This window comes from Parasutterella sp. St.1A3 (genome assembly GCF_059728705.1).
In genome coordinates, this window is record NZ_BAAGFK010000001.1 from 2,172,623 (window position 1) to 2,197,570 (window position 24,948).

General features: G+C 47.7%; 19 protein-coding genes and 1 tRNA gene. 11 read left to right on the forward strand and 9 right to left on the reverse strand.

From position 1 onward, the window contains the following. Positions 1 to 124 precede the first annotated feature (124 nt). The 4 genes from proB to rplU all read right to left on the reverse strand — a co-directional run bounded on the left by proB (position 125) and on the right by rplU (position 3,154). The gene (gene proB / locus AC6I1F_RS10100; RefSeq protein WP_160335821.1) at positions 125 to 1,255 is read right to left on the reverse strand and encodes a glutamate 5-kinase; all 1,131 of its coding nucleotides are present in this window, start codon (positions 1,253 to 1,255) and stop codon (positions 125 to 127) included. An 84-nt stretch (positions 1,256 to 1,339) separates the two neighbouring features. Beyond that, positions 1,340 to 2,437, reverse strand: coding sequence for a GTPase ObgE (obgE, locus tag AC6I1F_RS10105; RefSeq protein WP_160335822.1), 1,098 nt, complete (start codon positions 2,435 to 2,437; stop codon positions 1,340 to 1,342). Positions 2,438 to 2,556: 119 nt separating this feature from the next. Then, a complete protein-coding gene (rpmA, locus tag AC6I1F_RS10110; protein WP_160335823.1) occupies positions 2,557 to 2,814 on the reverse strand; it encodes a 50S ribosomal protein L27 in 258 nt (85 codons plus the stop codon). A gap of 28 nt (positions 2,815 to 2,842) precedes the next feature. Further along, a complete protein-coding gene (rplU, locus tag AC6I1F_RS10115; RefSeq protein ID WP_160335824.1) occupies positions 2,843 to 3,154 on the reverse strand; it encodes a 50S ribosomal protein L21 in 312 nt (103 codons plus the stop codon). 436 nt (positions 3,155 to 3,590) lie between these two features. Between rplU and AC6I1F_RS10120 the strand changes: the two genes are divergently transcribed. Continuing rightward, positions 3,591 to 4,571, forward strand: coding sequence for a polyprenyl synthetase family protein (locus tag AC6I1F_RS10120; RefSeq protein WP_160335825.1), 981 nt, complete (start codon positions 3,591 to 3,593; stop codon positions 4,569 to 4,571). A gap of 18 nt (positions 4,572 to 4,589) precedes the next feature. After that, a tRNA-Pro gene (locus AC6I1F_RS10125) sits at positions 4,590 to 4,666 on the forward strand. A gap of 145 nt (positions 4,667 to 4,811) precedes the next feature. On the opposite strand, the gene AC6I1F_RS10130 is transcribed toward AC6I1F_RS10125, so the two are convergent. After that, positions 4,812 to 6,608 (reverse strand): IS1634 family transposase, encoded by a 1,797-nt coding sequence (locus tag AC6I1F_RS10130; protein ID WP_497801627.1) that lies wholly within the window; start codon positions 6,606 to 6,608, stop codon positions 4,812 to 4,814. 455 nt (positions 6,609 to 7,063) lie between these two features. Between AC6I1F_RS10130 and istA the strand changes: the two genes are divergently transcribed. From istA to AC6I1F_RS10170, 8 genes are all read left to right on the forward strand, one after another. Then, entirely contained in the window at positions 7,064 to 8,635 is a 1,572-nt protein-coding gene (gene istA / locus AC6I1F_RS10135; protein ID WP_497801770.1) for an IS21 family transposase, read from the forward strand. Beyond that, the gene (gene istB / locus AC6I1F_RS10140) at positions 8,607 to 9,392 is read left to right on the forward strand and encodes an IS21-like element helper ATPase IstB (RefSeq protein WP_281523620.1); all 786 of its coding nucleotides are present in this window, start codon (positions 8,607 to 8,609) and stop codon (positions 9,390 to 9,392) included. Before istA ends, istB begins: the two co-directional genes overlap by 29 nt. A gap of 457 nt (positions 9,393 to 9,849) precedes the next feature. Then, complete coding sequence (locus tag AC6I1F_RS10145) at positions 9,850 to 10,563, forward strand: GIY-YIG nuclease family protein (RefSeq protein ID WP_497801771.1); 714 nt, start codon at positions 9,850 to 9,852, stop codon at positions 10,561 to 10,563. A 208-nt stretch (positions 10,564 to 10,771) separates the two neighbouring features. Then, the gene (locus AC6I1F_RS10150) at positions 10,772 to 15,748 is read left to right on the forward strand and encodes a type ISP restriction/modification enzyme (RefSeq protein WP_497801772.1); all 4,977 of its coding nucleotides are present in this window, start codon (positions 10,772 to 10,774) and stop codon (positions 15,746 to 15,748) included. 173 nt (positions 15,749 to 15,921) lie between these two features. Continuing rightward, positions 15,922 to 16,920: an ABC transporter substrate-binding protein gene (locus AC6I1F_RS10155; RefSeq protein ID WP_160334624.1), complete on the forward strand. Its 999-nt coding sequence runs from the start codon at positions 15,922 to 15,924 to the stop codon at positions 16,918 to 16,920. A 5-nt stretch (positions 16,921 to 16,925) separates the two neighbouring features. Then, a complete protein-coding gene (coaE, locus tag AC6I1F_RS10160) occupies positions 16,926 to 17,546 on the forward strand; it encodes a dephospho-CoA kinase (protein WP_289171959.1) in 621 nt (206 codons plus the stop codon). Positions 17,547 to 17,775: 229 nt separating this feature from the next. Then, positions 17,776 to 18,549 carry a cell division protein ZapD gene (zapD, locus tag AC6I1F_RS10165; protein ID WP_160334622.1) on the forward strand — a complete coding sequence of 258 codons (774 nt, stop codon included), beginning with the start codon at positions 17,776 to 17,778 and terminating at the stop codon, positions 18,547 to 18,549. A 15-nt stretch (positions 18,550 to 18,564) separates the two neighbouring features. Then, a complete protein-coding gene (locus AC6I1F_RS10170; RefSeq protein WP_160334621.1) occupies positions 18,565 to 18,801 on the forward strand; it encodes a DNA gyrase inhibitor YacG in 237 nt (78 codons plus the stop codon). Positions 18,802 to 18,845: 44 nt separating this feature from the next. Here AC6I1F_RS10170 and AC6I1F_RS10175 read toward each other — a convergent pair whose 3' ends face one another. From AC6I1F_RS10175 to secA, 4 genes are all read right to left on the reverse strand, one after another. After that, positions 18,846 to 19,241, reverse strand: coding sequence for a (deoxy)nucleoside triphosphate pyrophosphohydrolase (locus AC6I1F_RS10175; protein WP_160334620.1), 396 nt, complete (start codon positions 19,239 to 19,241; stop codon positions 18,846 to 18,848). Continuing rightward, positions 19,238 to 20,119 (reverse strand): ATP-binding protein, encoded by an 882-nt coding sequence (locus AC6I1F_RS10180; protein WP_160334619.1) that lies wholly within the window; start codon positions 20,117 to 20,119, stop codon positions 19,238 to 19,240. Before AC6I1F_RS10180 ends, AC6I1F_RS10175 begins: the two co-directional genes overlap by 4 nt. Positions 20,120 to 20,123: 4 nt before the next feature. Further along, a complete protein-coding gene (gene argJ, locus AC6I1F_RS10185; protein WP_289171960.1) occupies positions 20,124 to 21,353 on the reverse strand; it encodes a bifunctional glutamate N-acetyltransferase/amino-acid acetyltransferase ArgJ in 1,230 nt (409 codons plus the stop codon). 86 nt (positions 21,354 to 21,439) lie between these two features. After that, a complete protein-coding gene (gene secA, locus AC6I1F_RS10190) occupies positions 21,440 to 24,109 on the reverse strand; it encodes a preprotein translocase subunit SecA (protein WP_289185287.1) in 2,670 nt (889 codons plus the stop codon). A gap of 244 nt (positions 24,110 to 24,353) precedes the next feature. Between secA and AC6I1F_RS10195 the strand changes: the two genes are divergently transcribed. Beyond that, the gene (locus AC6I1F_RS10195) at positions 24,354 to 24,929 is read left to right on the forward strand and encodes an orotate phosphoribosyltransferase (protein ID WP_160334616.1); all 576 of its coding nucleotides are present in this window, start codon (positions 24,354 to 24,356) and stop codon (positions 24,927 to 24,929) included. Positions 24,930 to 24,948: the final 19 nt, after the last annotated feature.

The following is a 24,948-nucleotide window of genomic DNA, read 5'->3' on the forward strand; positions in this document are numbered from 1 at the left end:
CCTCTGAATTAAGAGGGTTTTGTTTCATTTTTACAAACTAAAGACGAGACTTCAGACTGTACCGCAATTAAGAAAAGCCGCTCTCAATGCAAAACGCAGGAGCGGCTTTTTTGATATCAGAAGATCAGACTGAAGCGACGACCATATTGTCCTGATGGATCAGTTCACGCTGTTCGATATAACCGAGTTCATCCAAGATTTCGTCGGTGTGATGTCCCATGATGCGCTTTGCTTCGGCAGAACCATAGTTAATAAGGCCGCGGCAAATTTCTTTTCCGTCCTTATCCACACAGGCGACGACTTCTCCTCTCAGGAAGTCTCCTTCCACAGCCTTAACACCGACCGGCAGAAGGCTCTTACCTGCTCTGACGGCGTGAATCGCACCTTCATCGATCACGCATTTGCCTTTGAGCTGCAGGTGATCGGCGATCCATTGGCTTCGCGCGGACATCGGCCGACTTTCGGCATAAAGCAGTGTGCCGATTGACTCACCGTGCGCAAGTTTTACCAGCACGTCTTCGATTCTTCCGCTTGCGATAATCGTGGAAGCACCGCTTCGAGCCGCGCGCTTAGCCGCCAAGATTTTGGTCAGCATACCGCCCTTGCCGATTGAGGAGCCGGCGCCGCCCGCCATCTCTTCGTATTTTTTATCTCCGGCCCGTCCGACCTGAACTAGGCGCGCATCGGCATTGCTGCGGGGATCCGCGGTAAAGAGCCCAAGCTGGTCGGTAAGAATGACGAGAAGGTCCGCCTCCACGAGATTGGTCACCAATGCACCAAGCGTATCGTTGTCGCCCACTTTAATTTCGTTTGTGACAACTGTGTCGTTTTCATTGATGATCGGCACGACTCCGAGATCTAAGAGCGTCACCAGTGTCTGACGAGCATTCAGATATCTTTCCCGGTCCGCCAAGTCGGCGTGTGTGAGCAGGATCTGAGCGGTCTTGATTCCGTAGATCTCAAAGCTTTTTTCATACGCTTCGATAATGCCCATTTGCCCGACCGCGGCCGCCGCCTGCAGTTCATGCATTTTCTTCGGGCGCTTACTCCAGCCGAGGCGTACCACGCCTTCGGCCACGGCACCTGAGCTCACCCAAATCACTTGTTTGCCCAGTTTCTGGAGTTCCGAAATTTGCTTTGTCCAGCGATCGATCGCAGCGCGATCCACTCCGCGGCCTTCGTCTGTCACTAAAGAGGAACCGACTTTTACGACGATGCGTTTGGCGTCCTGCCAAACTTTAAGATTTTCTTCCATATCTTCTGCTAATCCGGGATTCGTTGGTTTGGGAGATACTGCATATATTAAGCCGCCGTGCTGTGCACGGCGGTCTTTATCAGTTTATTTTTCTTCTTCAGGTTCAGGCGGGAAAACTTCTTCCTGATCGTCAAAGCACACATCCGGCTCAGACTCCGCGAGCAGCTGTCTTCTCTGCTCATGGATATCTGCCGCGATCGCGTTCACGAGTTTATCGGTACCTTCTCGGGTCGCTGCCGAGATCGCAAAGAGCGGCGTATCCGCACCGAATTCCTTACGGTACTTCTCAATAACTTCAGCGCGTTCCTCTTCGGGCACCAAGTCCATCTTGTTCAGAACTACCCAGCGCGGTTTATCTGCCAGAGCAGGATCGAACTTACGAAGTTCTTCAACGATAGCTTTAGCCGCCGCGATCGGATCTTCCTCCGCGTGCATCGGAGCGACATCGATCACATGAAGGAGCAGACTGGTACGAGAGAGGTGTCTGAGGAACTGATGACCGAGTCCGGCGCCTTCAGAGGCACCCTCGATCAGTCCGGGAATATCAGCGATCACAAAGCTCGACTCGGGGCCAGCACGCACGACACCCAGATGCGGATGCAGTGTTGTGAAGGGATAGTCCGCAATTCTCGGTTTAGCGTTGGATACAGCAGAAATCAGAGTGGACTTGCCCGCATTCGGCAGTCCGAGCAAACCGACATCGGCCAATACGCGCAGTTCAAGCTTGAGCGCTCTTTCCTCTCCGGGTTCTCCGGGCGTGCACTGACGAGGCGCACGGTTCGTCGAAGACTTGAAATGGAGGTTGCCGAGGCCGCCTTTTCCGCCGCGGGCTAAAAGCGCCTTCTCACCGTTTTTATCCAAGTCGGCAATGGTTTCGCCGGTATTGATATCGGTAATCACGGTTCCGACGGGCACGCGCAGTTCAATATCGGGGGCGCCTCTGCCGTAGCAGTCGCTTCCGCGACCGTTTTCGCCGTTTTTAGCTTGGAACTTACGGGTATAGCGGTAGTCAATCAGAGTATTAAGGTTGCGGTCTGCAATCGCGTAAATCGATCCGCCCCGGCCGCCGTCTCCGCCGTCAGGACCGCCTTTAGGAATGAATTTTTCACGGCGGAACGAGGCAACACCGTTGCCGCCCTTTCCAGCCATGACTTCAATTTTTGCTTCATCTACGAATTTCATTTTTTCCTGCCGCTGGCAATAGTTCTAATTATGTGATGATAGTCAGGTAAATAATTAAGCGCCCCGTTCCTTGCTAGGAATGGGGCGCCTCAATTCTTTTAAAGTGTCGTCAGTAAAGATTAGACGGGAACTACGTTGACGTAGTGACGATTCAGACGTCCGTGGACAACGAATTCAACCTTACCTGCAACCTTTGCGAACAGAGTGTGGTCACGACCCATACCGACGTTTTCACCGGCGTGGAAGTTCGTGCCGCGCTGACGAACGATGATGGCGCCCGGCTGGATCATTTCAGAGCCGAAAACTTTAACGCCAAGACGCTGAGCGTTGGAATCGCGGCCGTTACGTGTCGATCCGCCGCCTTTCTTATGTGCCATTTCAAATACCTCTTATCAAAAATTCAAATTAGGCCGAAATCTCGTCAATCTTGAGTTCGGTGTAGTTCTGACGATGACCGCCGCTCTTCATAGAGTGCTTGCGGCGACGGAACTTGAAGATACGTACCTTGTCGTGACGACCTTCAGAGAGGACCGTGGCTGTAACAAAAGCGCCCGGAACTGTCGGGTTGCCAAGAGTAAGACCGGCATCAGTCTTAACAGCGAGAACGGTCTCGAGTTTGATCTGAGAGCCGACTTCGCCCGGCAGAGTTTCGACTTTTACTTTATCGCCAACAGCAACAGTGTACTGTTTGCCGCCGGTTTTAATAATTGCGTACATGCTTTACCTTTAACACTTCAATGCAGTCTGCGTCCTGCTGAAGCCTTTTTGTTTGCTAGAAAGAAGTTTGCGCAGAGTTCGGCATTATGGAGGAAAATTCTCATTAAGTCAAACCGTTATATGTTTTATTTTTTCTCCGCCTCATCCTCAGCACTTTGTTGCTGCGCAGCGTCTGTCCGCAGTTCATCTTCAGAGTGAGGAAAGCGCTCTGATCGAAGGAGTTTCCATGGCGCTTTATTAATATGAAAGCTTCATTTTCCGCCGCCTCTTCCATGTTTTTAACAGCCGAGTCTTATTCGGGTCAGTTTTCTTAGCGGGCAGGAATTATTGCCGTATATAAGCTAGTCACGGACACTTTCCTGTTCTAATTACCATTAATTCAGAAATCTTGTTTAATATTAAACACAAATAGTTCGCATTATTAGGAATAAAAAGAATGGCCAACGTAGCAGAAACGATGCAGCGCGTTATTGCACCGATCGCTGAAGATCTCGTCGAGGTAGACAAGGCGGTAATTTCTGATTTGCAAAGTGACATCCCTCTTATTAAGAAGATCTCTGACTACATTGTCAGCGCAGGCGGCAAACGGATGCGTCCTGTTGTTCTTCTTCTGATCGCCCGAGCGCTCGGATGTCAAAACAAGGATCCTGTGTTTTTAGCCACAATGATCGAGTATGTCCATACCGCCAGTCTTCTCCATGACGATGTGGTCGACGAATCGGATTTAAGACGCGGCAAGCCCACGGCCAGCTTCAAGTGGGGCAATGCCAGCGCGATTCTGGTTGGTGACTTTATGTATTCGAGAGCATTCCAGTTAATGGTCCGAACACAGAATCTGAGGATCTGTGAAATTGTTGCCGGGGCGGTAAACCGTGTTTCCGAAGGCGAAGTCATTCAGCTTTTAAACATTCACGACACCACCGTGGACGAGAAGCGCTACATTGAAGTGATTGAGCGTAAAACCGGCGTACTGTTTGAAGCGGCTGCCCGCATGGCGGCGGTCTCTGCCGGCGCCGACAAAGCGGTAGAAGACGCTATGGCCGAATATGCGCTGTGTCTTGGCCGAGCATTCCAGATTATTGATGACGTACTGGATTATGTCGGCGTCTCTGGAAATACCGGAAAGAATCTTGGCACCGATTTACGCGAAGGCAAAATGACAATGCCGCTTATTTATGCGCTGAGAAACTGCTCAGAGACGGACACTGAAACAATTCGTAACGCAATCAGTCACAGCGATCCTGACCTTGACGCAATTATCGGAATTATCAAGAAAACTAATGCGATTGAGTCCTGCATTTCCGCAGCCAGAAATGAAGTTCAGAACGGAATTCGACAGCTTGACTGCCTCCCGAGTAGCGCATACAAAAATTCTCTGATAGAATTGCTTTCCTTGACAGTTGAGAGGGACAGTTAGTTCACTTGACGGTCAAATCGGAGTGTAGCTCAGCCTGGTAGAGTACTGCGTTCGGGACGCAGGTGTCGGAGGTTCGAATCCTCTCACTCCGACCAGAATTCGCAAAAACCGCGCAGAACCTGCGCGGTTTTTCTTTTTCCGAAGCGCAATCGAGCCGCTGCGAACGCGACCCTGCGCTGAAATATTGCAGAATCTAGAGCCTCTAGCAGAGGCTCAGCTTTTAATCTGAAGGCATCTTCTTTAGAAGTCTGTCTCTTCTTCGTCGTCTTCGTAGACCTGCGCCTTTTCGGGCTCTGCATCAGGAACCGGAACCCCGAGGGCTTCAAATAACATCCGTCTTTTCCCTGCGATTTCACCGAAGTAGTAACCTCCGCAGAATCTGGTCTGCATTACATTGTTCAAAGAGTCCAGAACTCTGCAGTCACTGTCATACACCATCGGCAGACTATTATTCTTTTTGCACTCCTCACTGTATTTTCTCAGCCTGGTTCTGACAATCATCGCAATAGAGGTTGCCAGGAACTGTACAAACGTTTTACCAGTCAATGATTCGTTGTCCGAGACTCGATTTCTTGAGCAGCCCAAGCGGGATTTGAGTGTTTTAAATGTATCTTCGACTATCCAGCGTTCCTGGTAAGCGCACCAAGCTTTTCTAGCATCGGATATTTCGTCGCTTACCAGTACCCGGTAGCCTTTGTAGCGGAGCTTTTGATCCACTTTTTTATTGTCGACGCTGTAGCTGACCGTGCCGTCTTTCTCATGTTTTACAAACACCTCTTCTAGTAATGTTTGTTCGTTTTCATCGAGAGACTTACCGGCGGCCATCTTTTCGCGTATACGAATGATTCTCTCAAACATCCCTTGTCTGGCATTCTCAGCAATTTGTCGATCGAAATAGATATGCCAGTAAAGCTCCGCAGTTTCCTGCGTCTTTTTTGTGGATCTCTGACCCGTTACAGGATTAGGTTCATAAATCCAGCTGATCTTCTTTGTCACCTGAAAGACCTGAGTAAACCAATCCATTCGATTTAAGTCCTGGAGGTTAACTCTTTCTTCATCAATGAGCTCTTGGGTAAGGCTGCCTGATATTCCGCACTTCATGTTGAACAGAAAGCCAACTTTATTTCTCAGGCAGTCATTGATGTTTTTTGTACCGCTGTAACCTCGGTCAGACACAAGAACAACGTTTTGGATGCCTAGTCTGGAGTTGTCAGCAATGACCTGCCTGACGGTTTGTACGTCCGGAACGTTTCCGTCGTAGGCTCGATAGAAGATAGGCAGTCCGCTTTTGGACTCGACCAACATCAGCAGATTAATTTGAGGAAGGTTGTCCTCGTCTTTATTCCTGCCTCTTTCTACATTTGGCAGCTTATTTGCGTAGCTCGAAATGGAGGTCGAATCTAAAGCCAATGTCAGCCTGTCGTCGTCCCCATTTTTTTTCTTCTGCTCTATTAATCCCTCCTGGATGGCAGAAAAGTAATTTTCTATTTGTTGTTTTTTGATTTTCCTAAAAACTCTGCCTATTGAGGAAGGATGCAAAGCCCCGCCCCATGGAAGACGAGTCGCCTCGGCAAAGGTCGGATATTTAGAAATATTGTTGTCCTGATTGAGGATTATGAAGTAGGCAATCGACAAAACTTTTAGATAGTCTCGGCGCTGTGGGAAGGCCCTTTTAAGAGCTTCTCCGATAGGAGATTGCGCAACGAGCTGATCCAGCGCCCACGTGGCTCCCGCATGCAGTTGTTTGACATCCATTGCTTGAGAAAGAGTAAAACCGCCTTCACTCACCGCAGTGAAGATATAGTCTTTGCCCTTGCGTTGGCAAATAAAATCCCTTAATTCAGGGCGCTCAGCTAAAAAGTGTTCGTCCCAGCGGATTCGGCCTTCCTTCTGGCCGGAGGTAACAGTACCGACCTTCTTGAAGCTAACTCGATAACTTCTCTTTTTCTCGGAATCCCACTTATTTTTATAGGTGTAAACGTAATAAGCCGAAGGGCTCTTTTTAATAATGAGCGGAGGCAGTTTTGGCGTATTCATAATTACAATCGATTATCTAATTAGGTAATCTAGTATAACACGAAAAATCATTTTATTCCACTGAAATAAAATGATTTTTTGTGATTTTTAAATTTTTAGTTCTCTAGTTCTGCAATTTTTCAGCCTGCGGCTCGTAAATGCCTCGTCAATGAAAAACGACAGGCAGTTTTACAAGAGTTGATCAAGCGACGGGTAAACTCATCGATTTACAATCTCACAACAACAACTGCAAATAATTTTTAATCCATCACGCCGGCAGCGGCAAGATTGAGATTGAATTCTCTCAACCATTCGAACGGTGTTCTCAAGTGTTCGAACGCCCCCTCTCATAATAGTAGCTAGCTAATTGTTCTGCCAGTTGAGTACGGTGTTCTCACTGGTTCGAACGCTTAGCATGTTTCAGTTTTTTCCGTTGGATTGTAGTCTGAGGTCCTTAAATTTTTTAGGGACAATTTATGGAACAATCTTCAATGGAAAAGATCAAGAAAATTGCAGCTCTGCTGAACTTGAATCAACCGTATTCGAAAATTGCAGCTTCCGTCAGCGTATCGAAGTCAACTGTCTCAAAATACGCAAACCAGATCAAAGCATCCGGCTTGACGTACACGGAGATCGAAAAGACTGATTCAGCCGTATTGGAAGAGCTGCTGTGTTCTCACATTGACGCAAAGTACCGAGAAATCGATACAGATCACGTCATAACTCAGCTTGCAAACGTCAAGTATGCAACCAGACAGCTTCTTTACGAAGCATACAAGGCATCTGACCCTAGCAGCGCCTGCTCGTATCCGACGTTCTGCCGTCAAATAGATAAGGCAATGAAAGCTAAAGCTCCGAAGGAGGTTTATACCAACTTGGAGCGAGTACCCGGCGGCTCGATGGAAATCGATTTTGCCGGCGAGCTTATCAATTGGGTCGACAAGCATGGGAAAAGCCGCAAATCCAAACTGTTTGTTGCCACAATGACATTTAGTCAGAAGATGTTTGCCTGCGCTTTTGACGATGAAAAACAGCACTCCTGGATGCAAGGGATTGTCAAAGCCTTGGAGTTCTTCGGCGGCATTCCAAAGACGCTTATAGTCGACAACGCCAGGAGCCTTGTCATGTCGCATAAGCAAAGCAGAATCGATTACTCTCCAATCCTGACCAATCTGTGCGAATACTACCGGATCAACACCTTTGCTTGTCGGCCGCGAAGTCCAAAGGGCAAGAACCGCGTAGAAAACAGCGTTTTACACTTCTATCGGCATGTGATAGCGCCTCTGTCGATGCAGGGTCCGATAAGAGCGTTTGATCTGTCTGATCTGAACGAGCAGATTCTTGAGAAGGTACGTCAGTTCAACGAGCGTCCGTTCACAAAGAATCGCCAAAGCAGTCGCGAAATTGAATTTGCGGCGCACGAGAAAAAAGCGCTGGCAAGTCTTCCCATCCTTGCCTTTGAAGTCGGCAGCTGGAAGTACTTAAAGGTTGACAAAGGGCACTGTATCAGGCTCACTGAGGACTGTGGTCATCGTTACAGCGTTCCTGCCAGCCACGTAGGTAAAAAAGTCTCCGTGCTGAAGACAGCCGAAAATGTCTTCATTTACGACATTGAGACCGCCGTCTGCATTGGCAAGCACAAGAGATTGCTTGAAGCTTCAGGCCAGAAGACGCACATTCTGCCTGAGCATCTGACGGCAAAGGAAAAGCACCAACGGCTCAGTAAGGATGAATGGGCACAAGAGCTGATCGACTGCGGCTACAACGAAAGTACGGTTGTAAACGTCTTGGAGATCAAGTGGGAATCCGATCAAATGAACGCCCGCAGATTCTGCTCCTGCCTAAGGCGGCTTGCAAAAATAGGATCGATCCGGCTCGCCAATGAAGCCCTCGGCGTTGCGCTCGAACAAAAGTTCCTGAGCTACAGCTTTATCGAGAACTTTGTGAATATGCGAAAGAAAGAGCTGCTTATGGGCTTAGATAATTCCGACAAAGACCAGGACTATAGGACTGTTGAACATGAAAACATCAGAAATAACTACTCATGATAAAAAAATTCTGCGTCTCAGCGAGTTGTGCAAGAGGCTGAAAATGCGTGCCGCTTATGAGCGCTTCAGTGCGATTCTTACTGACCCTGACGCCTGTCAAATGCCTTTGCTTGACTGCGTCATCGAAGGGCTGGAATATGAGGTTGAAAAGCGAGACTCGAATGCACTAAACCGTCGTCTTAAAGAAGCAAAAATCTGCTTGCCAAACGCTCGTCCTGACACAATCGACTTCAGCATTGAAAGAGGATTAGATAGAAATCAGGCAGAGGCGCTCCTCACGATGCAGTGGATGGAAAGGCACCAAAACATCATTATTACCGGAGCTGCCGGATGCGGTAAAACCTTCCTTGCGTGCGCCTTAACTAATCAGGCCTGCATGAAAGGGAAAACAGCAAGGGTAGTCAGAATACCCCTGCTGCTTAACCAAATGTCTGCGTCACATCAGATCGTCGAAACATACTTCAAAAAACTCAAGGAGTATAAAAATGTTGATCTGCTAGTCCTCGATGACTGGGGCATCGGACAGTTAGACGCCAGATCCAGAGAGGATCTGCTGGAAATAATAAACGAAAGATACATGTACGCAAGTACTATCGTCACAAGCGTACTGCCGGTCAGTAAATGGGCTGAATATATCAACGACCCGACTTACTCCGACGCAATCCTGGACAGACTCGTCAGTGTCTCCCACAGAATCGAAATGTACGGTGCCTCAGTCAGGCAAATGGAACAATATGGAGGCGTGCAGAAATCCTAAAGGTCAATAGAAGAAGTTAATTGCAGGGCCAAACGCGTTTTAACGCTTGTCGCCGCCTGTTTTTAAGGCCGTTAAGCAGTGTGCTTAACGGCCTTTGTACAGCGTATTAAAGAAGAACGGCGTCAAGCCACTTTCGCGGCATAATGCTGTAACCTCGCTGGCGCTCCGTTACAACTTATCCCACGTTGGCTTGACACCGTACGTGCTCGCAAAATCACTGCAAACAACTATAAAAATAGCTATCACAAAATCTTGTAAACTACAGGTCGGCCCAACGGTTAAAACTGAGCGTTCGAACCTGTGAGAATTTGATTTACCTATCAACGTTGACGCATCAGCCGACACTGAAAATTAGCTCCGTTCGAACGCTGAGAATCGTCGTTCGAACCATTGAGAATACCGTTCGAATCGTTGAGAGAAATCATGAGATTACCGCCTCTATCGCAAAGGAATTGAAATGAGTACTTTATCTCAATGTTTGGACGAAGCTTTAATTAACCTCATCGAAGATGAATTGAAAAAGCGTGGTTACACCTGTGGAGGCGAAAAGAAAGAACAATTCGCGGGTTCAATCTATATTCTTGTCAATCCTGCCTTTCCGGACATGGTCAAAATTGGTTACGCGGATGACGTAGAGAAAAGATTAAAGAGTCTTAATAGAAACAGTGCCCTTCCCGATCCTTTTCACTGTTATGCAGCCTACAAGGTTAAGAAACGTTTGAGAGATAAGGAACTGCATAGACTGATTGATACGCTTGATCCGACCTTACGCCACGCTAAGAACCGCGAATTTTACGGAATGGATGCCAAGAAGGCCTACGAAGTCCTATCTGCAATCGCTCAAATCAACGGCAGTGAAGCTCAGTTGATTCGCTATCCGATTGAGGGCGCTCCGGAATCTACCCCATCCAAAACAACGCCGCCTAAGAAAGGCAATTTGACGTTTGAACTCCTTGGCATTCCTGTAGGCACTACGCTGACATTTGTTAAGGACGCCAAAATCACCTGTACAACTCTTGATAAAAAGAACAAGGTTTCTTTTGAAGGCAAGACGTATTCACTAAGCGGCCTTGGCAAATACTTAATGAAAGTAAAAGCCATACAAGGCGGATTGTACTTTGCCTACAACGGTGAAACTTTAGTGGATATTAGAAAAAGACTGAATGTATAGACTCTTTTCCTGAGGTAGTTAATGAGTCGGCGCGACCGCCCCGGGATGTGTTGTTTATAAAGATTGAGTCGTTTAAACGATGGGAAAGAACGCATTCTTCATGCTTTAAAATACTTTCTCCAAATCAGAGTGGTCAAGGGCCTTTTTAACCTGGTAAAAAGGCCCCTTTTTATATAAAATGGCAGAAAATAAAGTTCAAGCAGTAAATATGTATACCCCCCCCAATTCTCTCTCGCTAGACCGTTTACTTTATAATCTCGAGAACACCTCATCCGACATTAAACGCGATAAAGGAACGCGGTTTGAAACGCTTATCCGAGACTGGCTCACAAAAGAACCGACGTACCGAGACTTATTTTCTGAGGTCTTAACTTATAAAGATTGGAGTCAGAAGCACCCGGAATTAGTATCCTCCTCTCGCGACATCGGCATAGACCTGGTCGGAGTTAACGCCGATGACAACAGATTTACGGCAATTCAGTGCAAGTTCTACGACAAAAAAGCCACAGTACCTAAAGGCGGCGTCGACTCATTCCTTGCTTCGTCCAGTAAACCGTTCTTTACAAGACGCTTCTTAGTCGCAACCAATGAAAACTGGAGCGATAACGTCAGAGAAGAACTTGACAGGCAAGTTCCTCCGGTCACTCTGATCACACGAGAAACTTTAGCAAGTTCTACCGTCGACTGGGACGCTTATCAGAGAGGCGAATTAAAGGAAGTAGCAAAGCGTACCCCTCGCGACTATCAGGAAGAGGCAATCAAACAAGTTATCAGCGGCTTTAAAAAAGCCGACCGCGGGAAACTGATCATGGCCTGCGGTACCGGTAAAACCTACACTTCTTTGAAGATTGCAGAGAAACAAGTCGGAAAAGGAAAATTAGTCCTGTTCTTAGTGCCATCACTTTCTCTTCTTTCGCAGACGCTTACGGACTGGAAGCAGCAATGCATTTATCCCGTCAAGGCTTTTGCGGTTTGTTCTGATTCTTCCACTGGCAAAGCCGATCTGGAGGATCTGGAATCTTTGACAGTCGGAAGCGAACTTTCTTATCCGGCTACGACCGACGCCATGACATTAGGGAAAGAAGTTACAAAAGCCTTGGAAAATAAGAATGCGATGACGGTCATCTTCTCTACCTACCAGTCCATCGATGTTATTCATCAGGCGCAGAATTTATCGACCGACGCTGTCAAAGAGTTTGATTTAGTGGTTTGTGATGAAGCTCACAGAACCGCAGGCGGCCACTTCACAGACGAGAAAGAGGCTGTCTTCACACGCATTCACAACAATGACTACGTCAAAGCGAAAAAGCGCCTCTACATGACGGCAACGCCGAAAATTTACGGCAGTAATGCGAAAAAGCAAAACGAGGAAGGCGACATTGTCCTCTACTCCATGGACGATAAAGACGTTTATGGAGAAACCTTCCACTCGATTAACTTCACACAAGCGGTCAGACTCGGAAGCCTGGTTGACTACAAGGTTATTGTTCTGACGGTCAACGAATCCATGATTGGAGATAAGAACGATCCGGATGATTTAGCTCTCGGAGCTCAGGGAGGTCTCTCTGTATCGAACGCTGCAAAAGTCATCGGCTGCTGGAGAGCTTTATCAAAGAGAGACCTACAAGGCGAAATATCATTGGGAGATGACCTTCAGCCGATGAAACGCGCAGTTGGTTTTGCACAGGTTATCAATCCTTCCGACAAATACGACAAAGTTTCTTCCAAACAATTTACGGCTGAATTCCAAAACACAATTGAGCGATTCAAAGACAAACTCCGTAAAGAAACCAAGTCCTTGGATGAAGCTTTCTTTAATGAACAGAACGGTCTCATTTGCGATACACGCCACATTGATGGATCGATGGATGCAACAGAAAAAGCCAATCGTCTGGAGTGGCTTCGTGCTGACACGGAGGAAGGGCGCTGCAAAATTCTATTTAATGTTCGCTGTCTTTCTGAGGGCGTCGATGTTCCTTCGTTAGACGCCGTGCTTTTCTTATCGCCTCGCAAGTCGATGGTTGACGTTGTCCAGACTGTCGGACGGGTCATGCGTACTTCCAAGAATACGAAGAAGGAGCGCGGCTACGTCATTATTCCAATTGTTACACCCGCGGGAATTCCAGCTGATTCCGTATTAGATAACAATAAGGACTTCGAGACGGTTTGGCAGGTTTTGAGGGCCTTGAAGTCAATTGACGAGGATTTCGGATCCATGGTTGACGGACAGCTGAAAACCGTCAATTCTGAAAAACTCGAGGTTATTTGCCTTACGGATAAAAAATTCACAAGACAAAACTCCTCAAGCGGCGGAGATGGCAAGAATAAGCCAAAAAGAAGAAAGCCACCTCGTGGCGGAAATGATGTTCCGAACCCACAGCTTGCTCTGCCATTCGGAAGAGATTCCATATTGGAAGAAGACATCAGAGCGAGAATCGTAAAGAAAGTCGGGAACCGAAAAGAATGGAGCGATTGGGCCGAAGATGTCGGCAGGATTTGCGAAGAACAGGTCAAACACATCAAATCCGTTTTAGATGATCCGGCAAACGAAGCATCTCAAAAGAAATTCGATGAGTTCTCTAAGGAACTAAAAAACACTCTGAACGACGAACTTTCACGCGAGGAAATTCTCGACATGCTGGGCCAGCACATCGTCACGAAACCCGTGATGGACGCACTCTTCTCCAAATTCCCATTCACGGAGAAAAATCCTCTTTCAAAAGCGATGAGCACGATGCTGGAATCACTTGATAAGGAGGGCATGAAATCAGCAACGAAGTTATTAGAGGGCTTCTATAACTCCGTCAAGCTCCGTGCCAAGAACATCAAAACTTCTGAAGGTAGGCAAACAGTAATCCTGGAACTCTTTGACAAGTTTTTCAAAACTGCTTTCCCAAAGCTGCGAGATAAACTCGGCATTGTCTACACACCTGTCCCAGTAGTGGACTTTATCAATAATTCTGTTGCGGACGTTCTCAAGAAAGAGTTTGGAACAACCATTGACGCTCCTGATGTTCACATCCTTGATCCGTTCACAGGAACCGGGACATTTCTGACAAGACTCATGCAAAGCGGATTGATTCCAAAAGATAAGCTCAATGAGAAATTCAAAAATGACATTCATGCCAACGAGATTGTCCCTCTCGCTTATTACGTAGCTTCAATGAACTTAGAAAGTACGCTGCATGAATTAGTACCAAATCTTGAATATGAGCCCAACCCCGTGATGATTTGGACGGATACTTTTGCCGATCACGATCCTAAAAGCTTTTTCAGTACGTCATTATCCGAAAATAACGCCCGCTTAGCTAAGACGAATGAGTTGGATATTCGAGTAATTATTGGCAATCCTCCTTATTCGGTTGGGCAAGATAGTCAGAACGATGATAATGCTAATGAACACTATGAAAAGCTCGATAAAAGGTTAACTGCTACCTATGTATCAAGAACAAATTCCACATTGAAAGGAAAACTTTTTGATTCTTATATCCGTGCTTACCGCTGGGCATCCGACCGTATTAAAGATAAAGGAGTCATCGGTTTTGTGACCAATGCTGGTTGGATTGAATCTAACAGTGCAGATGGCATGCGTAAATGCATGGCTGAGGAGTTCAATTCAATCTATATTTTCCATTTGAAGGGAAATGCCAGAACTCAAGGCGAGCAACGCCGTAAAGAAAAAGACAACATTTTTGGTGAGGGAAGTCGCGCTCCCGTTGCAATAGTTCTTCTTGTCAAGAATCCGGATGATCCTGAAAAAGGCAAGATTTATTTCCATGCCGTTGATGACTACCTAACCAGAGAGGAGAAACTTGCACAAATAGGTAAAGCCAAGTCAATTTCTCAGATTAAATGGCAGAGAATCTATCCGGATAAACATGGTGATTGGATAAATCAGAGAGATGATTCTTACTCTTGTTTCATGAGATTAGATGGAAAAAAGACAGAAGAACTCTCTATTTTTAAGAATTTTTCGTTGGGGATTGTCACAAGCAGAGATGCTTGGTCCTATAACTCTTCCTGTGACACTCTAGCGCAAAACATAGCGAATTTAATAAACCACTACAACGCAGAAGTCGACAGACGTTTAAAGGAGGGGGAAGATTTTATCCCATCCTCCGATCCTCACTATATTAAATGGGATCGACCTCAAAAAAGAGATGTGTTAAAAGGAAAATATAGCCAACTATTTTCAAAAGAAAAACAATATCCATCTTTTTATCGTCCGTTTAACCGACAGTGGCTTTACTTTGATCGTTATTGGAATAACTGTGTTTATCAGATGTCTAAACTTTTCCCTACCACATCTGCGGAAAACCTTGTTATTTGCATAAACCAAGGAGCTAGGGCTACTGATGGATTCATTGCGTTGATGACCAATCAAATTGCCGATCTCCATTTCAACGGCGATTCTCAATGCTTCCCTCGCTTCATCTATAACACTACTGACAACTCAAAGAAAGAAGAACCGGATTTATTTAAATCAACTGAAGAAAACTCTGAAACCGCTGCTTCCGGAGACTTCATCAAAGAAGACGCAATTACTGATGAAGCACTGGAACATTTTCAGGAAGCTTATCCGGAGAACACAATTTCGAAGGATGACCTCTTCTATTACATCTACGGCATTTTGCATAGCCCGGATTACCGGACAAAGTATGCAAATAATCTGAGTAAGGAGCTTCCGAGAATTCCGCGGGTTGCCACATTTGAACAGTTCAAAGCATTCAGTGAAGCGGGCAGAAAGTTAGCTGACCTGCATGTGAATTTTGAAAAGCAGCCTCGTTACTCAGGCGTTAACATTCAAATGAAACCGAGTGCTTCGTTCCATGTAACACAAATGAAATGGGGCAAGATTAAGGGTAAAACCGGCAACGCGGCTAAGGATAAAACTCGACTGATCTACAACTCTGACATCACGATAGAAAATATTCCGCTGGGAACTCAGGAGTACGTAGTCAACAAGAAGAGCGCTCTGGACTGGATCGTTGAAAGGTGCTGCGTCAAAGTTGATAAGGACAGCGGAATTGTCAATGACTTTAATAAGTACGGAGAAGAAATGGGGGACTCCACATATCCGTACGATTTGTTCCTTAAGGTGATTACCGTAAGCGTGGAGACAATGAAGATCGTCAAAAACCTTCCGGCGTTGGAAATACACCCGCTGGACATAGAAGGCGATTGAGTTTCGGAGAGACTGCATGTCATTCGCTTAGGACCGGCTGACATGCACTAAACATAGAGCACTTTCGAGGAAATGAAGGTTCTGCCCGCCCTGAGTGAAATCTTTGACGCTTCCCCCAATTTTTCGGCATTTGGATGGCAAACTATAACCTCTTCTAATTCGAGACCGAAAAAATGCTTCTAAAGCGCCTCCTCCTAACCCAAGCCTTGCTTTTCTCCGGCCTCTCGTCAAATTTGACTGCCGCAGAATTGAACCTCTACGCCTCTATGCCGGAAAAATATGCGACACAAGTGTTAGCGCAGTTCTCTAAAGATACCGGCATCAAAGTAAATTACCTGAGGCTTTCCGCCGGAGAAGTCCTCACGCGGCTGAAAGCGGAAAGAAAAAATCCTCAGGTCGATGCTGTCCTCGGCGGTCCCGCTGACTTTTTGGAAGCCGCAAAACAGGACAACCTTCTTAGCGTCTATCGCCCCAAAAATGCGGATAAGATTCCGTCGCAGTTTTTAGATCCGGACGGCTATTGGACCGGTGTCGGCATCATGCCGCTTGCCTTTATTACCAATAACAAGTTTTTGGAAAAGCAGAAATTAAAAGCGCCCTCTTCTTGGCTCGATCTGCTTAAACCGGAATACAAAAACGGAATTATTCTTGCCGATGCCCGTACATCCGGAACCGCAACCGAACGTCTATTTTCGCTTGAAATGGCTTTTGGAGATAAAGGCTCGATTGATTACCAAAAGCAGCTTCATAAAAACGTTCAGATGTATACCAAAAGCGGAGCTTGGCCGGCAATGCGCGTGGGAGAAGGCCTTGCTGCTGCGGCGATCGTCTACCTTCCCGACGCTTTGGATATAAAACAGCTCGGCTACCCGGTCTCCATCAGCTATCCGAAAGAAGGCGTTACGGTTGGCATCGAAACCGTTGCTGTCGTTAAGGGCGCAAAAAATAAAAAAGAAGCAGAAGCTTTTATGGAATGGGCTTCCAGCCCAAAGTTTGCGCATTTCATTCTGAAGAATAAAATCCAATACGCCCCAACCCGTACCGATGTAGCTGCGGACGATCCTGTGCTCAATTTATCCAACATCAAAGTGCTGGATATTCCGCTTGCATGGAAAGGACAGCATCGCGGCGAATTAACGGAAAAATGGATCAATAACGTTCTTCAGAAATAAAAGCTATGAGAATTATCGGATTAACCGGAGGAATCGGCAGCGGTAAAACAACTGTCTCGGACGAATTCTCTGCCCTCGGTGTTACCGTAGTCGACGCTGACTGCGTCTCTCGCGCGGTGACCGCTCCCGGCGGCATCGCGATCGATGCGGTTCGACTAGCTTTCGGAAATGACGCTATCTCGCCCGACGGGTCAATGGATCGCAAATTCATGAGAGATTTAGTCTTCAGAGATCCGATGCAGAGAAAAAAACTCGAGTCGATCCTCCATCCGATTATTCAAAAAGAATGCCTCAGGCAGCTCAGCGAAGCAAAAGGCCGCTACTGCATCATCAGTGTGCCGCTGTTAACAGAGAATTCTTTTTGGAAGCAGCGTATCAGCCGGCTTCTCGTCGTTGACACTCCCGAAGAAATGCAAATCACCCGCGTTATGAAGAGAAACGGCTTCTCCCGTGAAGAGGTCATGTCAATTCTTAATGCTCAAGCCTCGAGGACTGAGCGGCTTAAATCCGCTGATGACATTATCGAAAATGTTTTTTCCATTAAAGAGCTAAAAGAAGCGGTCCATCGCCTGCATACCAAATACTCGTCTATAGACAGAGAATTATCGATTTCCCCAGCATGCTGATCGATGCAGGAAAAAGTACCGATGCAGAGCAAAGGAAATACATAAGCAGCTTCGTCGCTTTAAATGCGCTCGGACACACGAACAAAATCACTCTGACTGTCTCGAACAGTTCAGCAAAAAACAGAACGCAATTTGGAAAGTTAGAAGAATAATCTTCAAGCTCTAAGCAAAATTACTATCCGTTAGCACATATTTGTGGTAGATTTTAATAACTAAAAAAGGCCAAATAATGACTGACGGGTTGCTTCGCTATGAATTCCCGGCTAACGAAAAAATTCGCACGTTCCTTCGATTGGCGGATCTCTTTTCTCAGCTGGAATGGTTTGCTCAACAAGAGAATTTAAACGATCACCGTGCGGCTATCCTTAAGTACTTCGAAATACAGGAAGTCACGGTGCGTGGAGATCAGAAAAATGATCTCCTGCATGAACTTGCCCGCTTCAGATCATGCCTTGAACCTTTAGCTTTTAATGAGCATGTCGATCAGAACTCTCTCAAAATGACGCTTGAGCAGCTTCAGAAGAGCAGAGCTGAACTCAGCACTGTCGGCGTGCGTATTTCACATCTTTCCTCACAGAATGAATTTCTCAAAACCGTAGGACAGCGCTCGGCAATTCCGGCCGGAACCTGCGAGTTTGATATCCCTATGTACCATCATTGGCTGCATCTTCCGGCAGAGGAAAGAAAAGCGAACCTCAAGGAATGGATCGCTCCGCTTAAACCGTACAGAACCGCAATCGACTTAATTCTCGACTTGCTGCGCGGTACCGCGGAACTCAAAACTGAAAACGCGGTGAACGGCGCTTACCAGAAAGATCTTCAGGGTAAGACTTTCACACTGCTGCAGATCTTTGTTGATCCCAAGCTTGGATTGGTTCCCAAAATTTCGGCAAACCGATATCTGCTTTCCGTCAGATTTAATCCCGTTAATTTTGGTAAAAACGGCCCCGAACACTTGGTTCCTGCAAACGCTCCGTTTACACTTGGCCTCTGCAATATGTAACTCCTAATTGTTGTTATGGCCTTAAAAGTAAAGTGCCCGACATGCGGTCGGGAATGTGAATATTCTGAAAAAAATCCGTTTCGTCCTTTCTGCTGCGAGCGCTGCAAACTGATTGACTTAGGCGCTTGGGCTGAAGGCTCCTATGTAATCAAAAGCAAGAACCAGGAAGCCGACGATGATCTTGATATTTCAGAAGAAGCGCTTGCAACCGGCAAATTACACAGCAAGGTCAAACCGGAAAACGAAATGTAATTGACCTGTAAAGGAAAAGCTCTCCAAACGGAAAGCTTTTCTTTTTAGAGCCTGCAGGCCGTTACAACCTCCAGTTCCGGAACCGTTGCGGGAAGAATCGGTTCAGGAAGATCTTCCATTGTCACAAACTTAAATTCCTGGCCTTCAAGGGCTTTAATCGCCCCCGATTTAAGTCGACATTGAATAAAGTGTAGATGCACAGTCGCATGCGGATACGTAAAAACCGATGTTTTAACTTCTTTGCAATCAAAAATCTCCGCGCCAAGCTCCTCACGCATCTCCCGACGTATCGCGTCTTCGGCAGTCTCGCCGGGTTCTATCTTTCCGCCGGGAAACTCCCAATAACCCGCATAAACTTTTCCTTCGGGTCGGGACGTCATCAGAAAACGTCCCTTTCCGTCAAAAACGACCGCAACAGAGACCTCAGTTAATTTCGTCATGCGTCTTCCTTTTCCAGACGTGTGCGGCCGGCCCAGTCTCGGGAGAATTGATAGGCCACACGGCCAGAGCGGGAGCCGCGCTGAAGCGCGAACTGCAGCGCTTCAGTCTGCCACTCTTCGTTAATCGTGCCGCCAAAGTGCTCTGTCCAAACCTTGGCAATACTCAAATACTCTTTCTGACTGTACGGGTAGAAACTAAGCCACAGACCAAAACGCTCGGACAATGACATCTTTTCCTCAATCGTCTCCGCCGGATGCAGCTCTCCGTCTTCATCCATCGAACTCGCAAGGTTGTCACTCATCTTCTCCGGCATCAGATGACGGCGATTCGATGTCGCATAAACCAAAAGATTGTCTCCGGACGAAGCGACAGAGCCGTCAAGAATCGCTTTTAGTTCTTTGTATCCGCCTTCACCAAACTCAAAAGACAAGTCATCACAGAAAACTATAAACTTCTCCGGACGATGCGAAACCATGCGTGCGATGTCCGCGAGATCTCTCAGATCGCTCTTATCGACCTCAATAAGACGAAGTCCCTGGTTACAGTATTTGCTGAAACAGGCGCGAATCAAAGAAGATTTACCGGTTCCACGAGCCCCGGACAACAATACATTGTTTGCGGGCAGACCTTTGACAAACTGCTCTGTGTTGCGAAAAAGCTGCTCTTTCTGCCGATCAGCATTAATAATGACCGACTCCTCAACAAAAGCGATCCTTTCCACCGGCTCAAGCTCGCCGGCAGACATGCCAAGATAGTTTCTTCTTCTCCAGCGGAATGCTTTAGCGCTCCAATCAACTTCCGCCTCGGTTTTGGGAAGCAAATTGTCCAGTCGGTCAAGAACCTTTGCAAGACGTGTTTCCAAGTCGGGGCTCAGCATCTCATTAGCTCCGATAGTCGGCGTTGATCGATACGTAGTCGTGCGACAGATCAGTCGTCCAAACCGTCTCCGAGGCATCTCCTCTGCCTAGGCTGATGCGAACCGTAATCTCATCCTGAGCCATGACGGTCTGCCCTTGAATTTCTTCATACTCCTGAGCTCTTCCGCCGTTTCTCGCAACGAGCACGTCATCCAGCCAAAGCGTTACTTTGGCTGGATCAAGATCGGCGATCTTCGAATTGCCGACTGCCGCTAAGATTCGACCGAGGTTAGGATCGGAAGCGTAAAAGGCTGTCTTGACCAAAGGAGAATGAGCTACAGCATAGGCAACCTTCAGAGCCTCCTCTTCGTCACGCGCATCTTCTACTGTAATCGTAATGAACTTGGAAGCCCCTTCCCCGTCCCTCACCATGGCCTGAGAAAGCTTCTGGGCCACTTCGATCAGCGCGTCAAGCAGATCGTCGTAGCGAGGATCGTCGGCAGAAGCAATCGGATCGGCCTGATTTCTGCCGGTGGAAATTAAAACAAAGGAATCATTCGTTGATGTGTCGCCGTCAACTGTGACACGGTTGTAAGAAGCGTCAGCAACCGTCTTAACGACTTCCTGAAGGATCGATTCATCAATGCCGATATCCGTAGCGATAAATCCCAGCATGGTTGCCATATGCGGCTCAATCATGCCCGATCCTTTACTGATGCCGGTGATCGTAATTTCATGACCGTCCAGATCCACCCGCTTCGAATAGCATTTGGGCACCGTGTCGGTTGTCATAATAGCTTCGGCCGCGTCAATCCAATTATTGCGCGATAACGAATTAGCAGCTTCCTCCACGCCTTTAAGCAGATTGCGCATTGGCAGCGGCTCCATAATCACACCGGTAGAAAACGGCAGGACTTGAGTCGGCGAGCAATTCAAAATTTCCGAGAGCTTTTGGCAGGTCTCTTCCGCATCGATCACGCCCTGAAGGCCGGTGCCGGCATTAGCGATACCGGTATTCACGACAATTGCGCGAATATTATTGGTTTCGCTCAAATGCTTTCTGCAGACCTGAACCGGCGCGGCTGCAAAACGATTGCTGGTGAAAACTCCGGCAACGCGGGAGCCGAGCGCAAGCTCTACAACCAGAACGTCTTTACGATTGGGTTTGCGGATATTGGCCTCCGCGACGCCGAGAACCACTCCGGGGACGGGATAAATTTCCGAAGGTTCGGGCGGATATAAATTGACAGCCATTTTTGTCCTTTACGATTTTTAAAGTATTTCTCTAAATTCTAGAGCACCGCTCAAAAAAACGGTCCGTTGCGGACCGTCTTTTTTCTTTATTTCAGCTTGCCGTGGCAGTCTTTAAACTTCTTGCCGCTACCGCAGGGACACAAGTCGTGACGTCCCACGCCCGCATACGGATTTGCTTCCGGTGCCGGCTCATCAGACTGAGCGGCCGGAATCGCTGCGGGTTCAGGTTCAGGCTCGGGCTGAGGCTCCGGCTGTCGAATCTGAACATTCATCAGAACACGGGTGACATCGGCGCCAACCGTTTCCAAAAGCGCTGCAAACAGTTCAAAAGCTTCGCGCTTATATTCCTGCTTCGGCTGCTTCTGAGCGTATCCGCGCAGATAGATGCCCTGACGCAGCATATCGAGCTGGCTCAGATGCTCTCTCCAGCGCTGATCAAGGAACTGCAGAAGAACATTGCGCTCGAACTCGGAGAACGCTTCGCGTCCCACCAGAGCGACTTTGTCGTCATAAACTTTATTCGTCGCCTGAATCAGCATATCCAGAAGCTGATCTTCGTCGGAGCTTTCAGATTTTTCCAGTGTTTCTTTAAGCGGAACTTCAATATTCCATTTCTCTTTCAGCTCTTTCTCAAGACCCTCCAGATCCCACTGCTCTTCAACGGTATCCGGCGGAACAAACTGATGGAACAGGCTGGTGAAGTAGCCGTCACGCAGTTCTTTAACCGGACCGGAAACGTCCCTGTTCTCAAGAATTTCATTACGAAGCGCATAAATTTCTTTACGCTGATCGTTCGCAACGTCGTCATACTCCAGAAGCTGCTTACGAATATCGAAGTTGCGGGACTCAACTTTGCGCTGCGCTGTTTCAATAGAGCGCGTCACAATGCCGGCTTCAATCGCTTCGCCTTCAGGCAGACGCAGCTTGTTCATCAACGCCTGCATCTTCTCACCGGCGAAAATTCTCAGAAGCGGATCTTCCATCGAGAGGTAGAAGCGTGAAGAACCCGGGTCGCCCTGACGGCCGGAACGGCCGCGAAGCTGGTTGTCAATACGACGGGATTCATGACGTTCGGAACCGATAATACGCAGACCGCCGAGCTCGACGACCTTGTCGTGATCCTTCTGCCACTCTGCCTTGATAGCGTCCTTCTTCGCAGTCTTTTCTTCATCACTGAGAGACGGATCCTCATCAATGCTTTCAAGCGCCTTGGAAATGCCGCCGCCCAGCACAATATCGGTACCGCGGCCCGCCATATTCGTAGCAATCGTCACCATGCCGGGACGTCCGGCTTCCAGAACGATCTGAGCTTCTTTTTCATGCTGTTTGGCATTCAGCACGTTGTGCGGAATTCCTTCCTTGTCCAGCATCTGGCTGATGAGCTCGGAGTTTTCAATCGACGTTGTACCGACCAGTACCGGCTGGCCTCTGCCGTAGCATTCCTTAACGTCATCAACAATCGCTTTGTACTTTTCTTTGGCCGTGCGATACACCTTATCCTGCTGATCGTCACGGATCATCATGCGGTGCGTCGGAATGACAACTGTTTCAAGACCGTAAATTTCCTGGAACTCATAGGCTTCCGTATCCGCTGTACCGGTCATACCGGAAAGCTTTTCGTACATACGGAAGTAGTTCTGGAAGGTGATGGAGGCAAATGTCTGGTTTTCCTGCTGGATCTTGACGCCTTCCTTAGCTTCCACGGCCTGATGAAGACCGTCGGACCAGCGGCGGCCTTTCATTAAGCGGCCGGTAAATTCGTCAACGATAATCACTTCGCCGTTCTGCACCACATAGTGCTGGTCTCTCACAAAGAGAGTATGCGCGCGAAGCGCTGCATTGAGGTAGTGCAGAAGCATGATGTTCTGCGGTGAATAAAGGCTCTGTCCTTCCGGAAGAAGTCCCATCTCCACCATGATCTTCTCGACTTTTTCGTGACCGGATTCGGAAAGCTGTACCGAGTGCTGCTTCTCATCGACCCAGTAGTCTCCTTCTCCCTTCTCTTCTTTCTGGCGAACCAGCTGATCCGGAATCTTGTCAATGGCGACGTAGATGTCTGTGCCGCCTTCGGCCGGACCGGAAATAATCAGAGGTGTACGGGCTTCGTCAATAAGAATGGAGTCGACTTCGTCAACAATCGCAAAGAAAAGGCCGCGCTGACGACGTGCTTCTGTGTCGTACTCCATATTGTCGCGAAGATAATCGAAACCAAATTCATTGTTGGTTCCGTAAGTAATATCCGCGGCATACGCTGCTTTTTTCTGATCATTCGGCTGATTTGAAAGAATCGTGCCGACAGTCATTCCGAGGAAGTTGTAAATCTTGCCCATCCATGCCGCGTCACGGCTTGCCAGGTAGTCATTCACTGTAACGACATGGGCGCCTTTGCCGGGCAGAGCATTCAGATAAACCGCAAGTGTCGCGGTCAGCGTCTTACCTTCACCGGTGCGCATTTCCGCAATCTTGTTGTCGTTCAGGACCATACCGCCGATCAGCTGAACATCAAAGTGACGCATTCCCAGAACTCGGAAGCTCGCTTCGCGCACTACCGCAAAAGCTTCGGGCAAAAGAGAGTCAAGAGTGGCTCCGTCTGCAAGACGCTGGCGAAATTCCACAGTCTTCGCCTTCAGCTGCTCATCCGTGAGCGCCTTCATTTCAGGCTCGAGTTTGTTAATCACCGCTACTTTGCGACGGTACTGACGGATCAGTCGATCATTGCGGCTTCCAAAAATCTTTGTCAGGAAATTGACCATCAATTCTTCTCTTATAAAACGAAAGCAACGGGGTACCGCTGCTGCGCACATATTTAACCTAGGCGGTTCTGTCCCGATCACGGGAATCAAAATGCGATTTAATACTGCAGTGAACACGCCGGACTGTTGATTTTACAACACTAACTTGTATTTTCCATGCCTTTTTTAGGGCTGAGCCGTAATAACACTAACGACTTGCGACAAGATGTTAGTAAGCTGCATATCGCTACAGGCACCCGGACCTATAATGGAAAAGTTGAATCATCAGAGGATCGTCATGGCCGTGCGTTGGTCTCCACAGCAGCCTCTTCGAAATGTCATGCAGAAGGGCGCGCTTTATCGGCAGTTTGAAAATATGCGGGCCGCAAAAAAAATCGCCGCTGTGATTGCGCCTATGTGCGACGATCTTCGCCTTGGCGTGCCTATTGAACCGAATATGATCCGAGTGTCCGTGAAAAGGGTTCGCATTGAAGATGCCGATCCATACGCGCTGAATTATGAAACGGACGCACTATCGCAAGTCAGGGAAGAGGTTCGCGCGGAAGTGTCGCTTCCGTCAAACGCCATGATCACTAAATTCAAGCAGATTCTTCCGACGCTGCAGAACTATATGGCAATGCGCGGACTCGGCGCTGTCAAACTTGCCGCTGCGCTCGATGTTTCTCCGCCTCCTCCCAAACCGTTTCTGCACACGGAAATGCATCCGAGACTAAGCGGCAAAGAAGCCGCCGAAGGCGCAAAGGAACTTGCTGAGCGACTCCCTGAGAGCTCTCCTCTTAAAGCAGAAATGGAACGTCTGGCAGCGTCACTTAAAAATAAATAAAAAGGCCGGAAAATTCCGA

Bases quoted from the DNA above. Each gene is read 5' to 3' on its own strand.
- proB (WP_160335821.1), bottom strand. From the start codon at position 1,255: ATGGAAGAAAATCTTAAAGTTTGGCAGGACGCCAAACGCATCGTCGTA.
- obgE (WP_160335822.1), bottom strand. From the start codon at position 2,437: ATGAAATTCGTAGATGAAGCAAAAATTGAAGTCATGGCTGGAAAGGGC.
- rpmA (WP_160335823.1), bottom strand. From the start codon at position 2,814: ATGGCACATAAGAAAGGCGGCGGATCGACACGTAACGGCCGCGATTCC.
- rplU (WP_160335824.1), bottom strand. From the start codon at position 3,154: ATGTACGCAATTATTAAAACCGGCGGCAAACAGTACACTGTTGCTGTT.
- AC6I1F_RS10120 (WP_160335825.1), top strand. From the start codon at position 3,591: ATGGCCAACGTAGCAGAAACGATGCAGCGCGTTATTGCACCGATCGCT.
- AC6I1F_RS10130 (WP_497801627.1), bottom strand. From the start codon at position 6,608: ATGAATACGCCAAAACTGCCTCCGCTCATTATTAAAAAGAGCCCTTCG.
- istA (WP_497801770.1), top strand. From the start codon at position 7,064: ATGGAACAATCTTCAATGGAAAAGATCAAGAAAATTGCAGCTCTGCTG.
- istB (WP_281523620.1), top strand. From the start codon at position 8,607: ATGAAAACATCAGAAATAACTACTCATGATAAAAAAATTCTGCGTCTC.
- AC6I1F_RS10145 (WP_497801771.1), top strand. From the start codon at position 9,850: ATGAGTACTTTATCTCAATGTTTGGACGAAGCTTTAATTAACCTCATC.
- AC6I1F_RS10150 (WP_497801772.1), top strand. From the start codon at position 10,772: ATGTATACCCCCCCCAATTCTCTCTCGCTAGACCGTTTACTTTATAAT.
- AC6I1F_RS10155 (WP_160334624.1), top strand. From the start codon at position 15,922: ATGCTTCTAAAGCGCCTCCTCCTAACCCAAGCCTTGCTTTTCTCCGGC.
- coaE (WP_289171959.1), top strand. From the start codon at position 16,926: ATGAGAATTATCGGATTAACCGGAGGAATCGGCAGCGGTAAAACAACT.
- zapD (WP_160334622.1), top strand. From the start codon at position 17,776: ATGACTGACGGGTTGCTTCGCTATGAATTCCCGGCTAACGAAAAAATT.
- AC6I1F_RS10170 (WP_160334621.1), top strand. From the start codon at position 18,565: ATGGCCTTAAAAGTAAAGTGCCCGACATGCGGTCGGGAATGTGAATAT.
- AC6I1F_RS10175 (WP_160334620.1), bottom strand. From the start codon at position 19,241: ATGACGAAATTAACTGAGGTCTCTGTTGCGGTCGTTTTTGACGGAAAG.
- AC6I1F_RS10180 (WP_160334619.1), bottom strand. From the start codon at position 20,119: ATGCTGAGCCCCGACTTGGAAACACGTCTTGCAAAGGTTCTTGACCGA.
- argJ (WP_289171960.1), bottom strand. From the start codon at position 21,353: ATGGCTGTCAATTTATATCCGCCCGAACCTTCGGAAATTTATCCCGTC.
- AC6I1F_RS10195 (WP_160334616.1), top strand. From the start codon at position 24,354: ATGGAAAAGTTGAATCATCAGAGGATCGTCATGGCCGTGCGTTGGTCT.